General features: G+C 64.3%; 2 protein-coding genes and 1 pseudogene. All 3 read left to right on the forward strand.

Going from position 1 to position 3,598, the window contains the following annotated elements; translation table 11 throughout:
* Positions 1-103: 103 nt before the first annotated feature.
* Positions 104-241, forward strand: a pseudogene (locus tag ACYQ2W_RS25570) (type II toxin-antitoxin system Phd/YefM family antitoxin); the annotation flags it as partial.
* Between the two features lie 248 nt (positions 242-489).
* Positions 490-1,770, forward strand: a complete 1,281-nt coding sequence (locus ACYQ2W_RS25575; RefSeq protein WP_459873772.1) for an MFS transporter — start codon at positions 490-492, stop codon at positions 1,768-1,770.
* 273 nt (positions 1,771-2,043) lie between these two features.
* The gene (locus ACYQ2W_RS25580; protein ID WP_459873774.1) at positions 2,044-3,501 is read left to right on the forward strand and encodes a methyl-accepting chemotaxis protein; all 1,458 of its coding nucleotides are present in this window, start codon (positions 2,044-2,046) and stop codon (positions 3,499-3,501) included.
* Positions 3,502-3,598 lie beyond the last annotated feature (97 nt).

Genomic DNA, 3,598 nt, shown 5'->3' on the forward strand with positions numbered 1-3,598 from the left:
CTAACACTCGTGGGGAATTTGGAGAATCACCCGACCGATCGGCGGTAAAAGGGGCGACCCGGGGAGACTACACCTGTACAGGTAACGAGACAGGAACCCCCCAATGCAGACACATCGCTTCACCGACGCCCGCAACAACCTGAAACAGGTGATCGACGGGGTGGTGGAGAACGCCGACTACACGGCGATCACCCGCCGCGACGCGGAGGACGCGGTATTGATGTCGCTGGAGAGCTTCAACAGGTAAGGGCTCGCGAAAGAATAACTTCCTGTTTTGGGACGCCGATCTACTCCGCCCGGCGGCGTTGCGCAAAGGGTTGCATACAACGAGTATGCGCCCTTTTGCGCGCCTTGCCGGACGGGCATCTCGACGCCCCAAAACAGGAAGTTATTCTTTCGCGAGCCCTAAGGAGTGGTTGACGCTGAACGAAGGCCCTTTAACCTTCTGCCTTTCACCCTTGACCTGTCGTCACCGCAAGGACTCTCCCGATGATCCGCCTCCCCGATCGCCAGGCCCTCTCCTGGGCTTTCTACGACTGGGCCAACTCGGCCTTCGCCACCACCGTGATGGCCGGCTTCTTCCCGCTCTTCTTCAAGGAGTTCTGGAGCGCCGGGGTGGCGGTGACCGAGTCCACCTGGCGGCTCGGCATGGCCAATTCGGCGGCCGGCCTCGCGGTGGCACTGAGCGCGCCGCTGCTCGGCGCCATCGCCGACCGCGGCGGGGCGAAGAAGCGGTTGCTCGCCTTCTTCCTGCTCACCGGCACGCTGCCCACCCTCGGTCTCTACTTCGTCGGTGAAGGGGAGTGGCTGGCCGCCGCCGCCCTCTATGCCGTGGGGGTGTTCGGCTTCTCCTCGGCCAACACCTTCTACGACTCGCTGTTGGTGGCGGTGGCGCGGAAGGAAGAACGGGACCGCGTCTCGGCCTTGGGCTACTCCCTGGGCTACCTCGGCGGCGGTCTGCTGTTCGCGGTGAACGTGGCGATGGCGCTGCAACCGGCACTGTTCGGGCTGGCCGACGGAGGCGAGGCGGTGCGCCTGTCGTTCGTCATGGTGGCGGGCTGGTGGCTGCTCTTCGCCCTGCCGCTGCTGCGTTTCGTCGAGGAGCCACGGCCGGCCGCAGGCAGCGGGGGTGCGGCGGCGGTGGCCGCCGGCCTGCGCCAGTTCGCCGAGACCTTCCACCAGTTGCGCCGGCTCAAGCCGGTGTGGCTCTTTCTGCTCGCCTACTGGCTCTACATCGACGGCGTGGATACGGTGATCCGCATGGCGGTGGATTTCGGCCTGTCGCTGGGCTTCGCGTCGTCGGACCTGATCACCGCACTGCTGATCACCCAGTTCGTCGGTTTTCCCGCGGCGCTCGCCTACGGCCGACTCGGCGAGCGGATCGGCACCCGGCCGGCGATCATCGCCGGCATCGGGGTCTACGTGGGGGTCACCCTGTGGGCGGCGCGGATGGAGGCGGCGTGGGAGTTCTACACCCTGGCGGTGATCATCGGCCTCGCCCAGGGGGGCGTGCAGGCACTGTCACGCTCCCTCTACAGCCGGCTGATCCCGCCGCACCAGGCGGCGGAGTTCTTCGGCTTCTACAACATGCTCGGCAAATTCGCCGTGGTCCTCGGACCGCTGCTGATGGGGGCGGTGGCGGCGGCCACCGGCGACGCCCGCAGCTCGATCTATGCCGTCACCGGACTGTTGGTCCTGGGCGCAGTACTGCTCACCCGGGTGGAGATGGGCCGGACAAACGACGACCAGCCGACCGCGGCACGGGGCTGAGCAAGGCGAAGAAAAACGTTTTTCGCCAACCCCGCTCCCCCCGGCCACTCGCTCCCCCGGCGCGGATTTCGTCATTTCATTCGATGAAATCCATCAATCCGTCCACAAACCGATACCAGTTTCACCATTCCATTTCCCTACAGGCCCCCGGGGAAGTTCCCTTGCCTCTTGTAGGAAAAGGACTAACATGGTGAACTTGCGTAGTTTTCCTATGACTCCTCGCGATTTTTGCCAATCATCATATTTGAAAGTACTAATTTATCAGGTAATCCGATGCAACCCCGGACGCTCCTCAACCGCTTCACCCTCCTCGTTTCCGTCTTCATCGTCCTGCAACTGGGCACCCTGGCCTACACCTGGATCCGCAACGGTTTCAACCCGCTGATCGCCGTGACCACCCTCGCCACCTCCAGCCTGCTCATCACCCTGATCTTCCGCTTCCGCCGTGAGGCGCTGCTGATCGAGCGGGTCACCGAGGTGCTCGGCAATTTTCGCTCGGGGGTGTTGGACCAGCGCATCACCGACGTCCCCCAGCCCTGCCTGCTCAACGACATTCCGACCCACGTCAACAAGCTGCTCGACCATGTCCAGCTCACCTTCCGCGAGATTTGCGCCGCCTTCGAAAACATCCAGGAGGGAGCACACAACCAAGCAATGGACCTCGACGGCCTGGAGGGGGAGTTCCGCAAATCGGTCACCTACGTCAGCGAGGCCTTCGGTGCCCTCGTCGACAACCGCTCCCAGACCCAGCAGACCCAGATCCTGATCAAGCTGGGTCAGCTCAACACCACCAACCTGCTGAACAAGCTCAAGCACAACCAGTCGGACCTGATCCACGTCAACGACCAGCTCGGCCAGGTCCAGGGGATCGCGGAGAACAATAGCCGGGAGGCGGGAGAGAACAGCGGCGCCATCCGCAAGGTGATCCACTCCATGGAGTCGAGCATGTCGATGATCGAGGAGATCGACGTGGCCGCCGGTCGGCTCGACGAGCACAGCAACGAGATCACCGAGGTGATGACCCTGATCACCGGCCTGGCCGAGCAGACCAATCTGCTGGCCCTCAACGCCGCCATCGAGGCGGCCCGTGCCGGCGAGCAGGGGCGCGGCTTCGCCGTGGTCGCCGACGAGGTGCGCTCGCTGGCCGAGAACACCAAGCAGGCCACCGCGCGCATCGCCGGGGTGATCGAGGCATTCAAGGGCGACGTGGCGAAGATGCTCACCGACTCGAAGCAGATGAAGGGCATGGCCGGCGAAACCACCGCCACGGTGCAGGAGTTCGAGCAGGGCTTCTCCCGTTTCGCCCAATCGGCCCGGGAGGTCAACCAGTTGGTGGAGCGGGCGCGCAACGTGATGTTCGCCTCCCTGATCAAGCTCGACCACATCATCTACATGCAGAACGGCTACATGAGCGTCAACAGCGGCCCGGACAGCGACGAGGCCAAGGCGGTGAGCGTCGACCACCACAACTGCCGCCTGGGCAAGTGGTACGACGCCGGCGCCGGCTACGAGCTGTTCCGCAGCATGCCCTCCTACTCCGCCCTCGCCACACCCCACGGCACCGTCCACTCCAGCATCCACAAGGCGATCGACGACCTGCGCCAGGACTGGCGCCACGACGCACGGATGCAAGCGGAGATCGTCTCCTCCTTCGAGTCGGCCGAGGCGGCGAGCTGGAAGGTGATCGAGACCATCGAGCGGCTGGTCGAAGAGAAACACAGCCGCGGCTGAACCGGCGAGCCTCACCCTCCCCCCGCCTCTTCACCGCATCGAGTGGCGGCGCGTACGCCGCTAAGGGCTCGCGAAAGAATAACTTCCTGTTTTGGAA

This window comes from Endothiovibrio diazotrophicus, assembly GCF_054657215.1.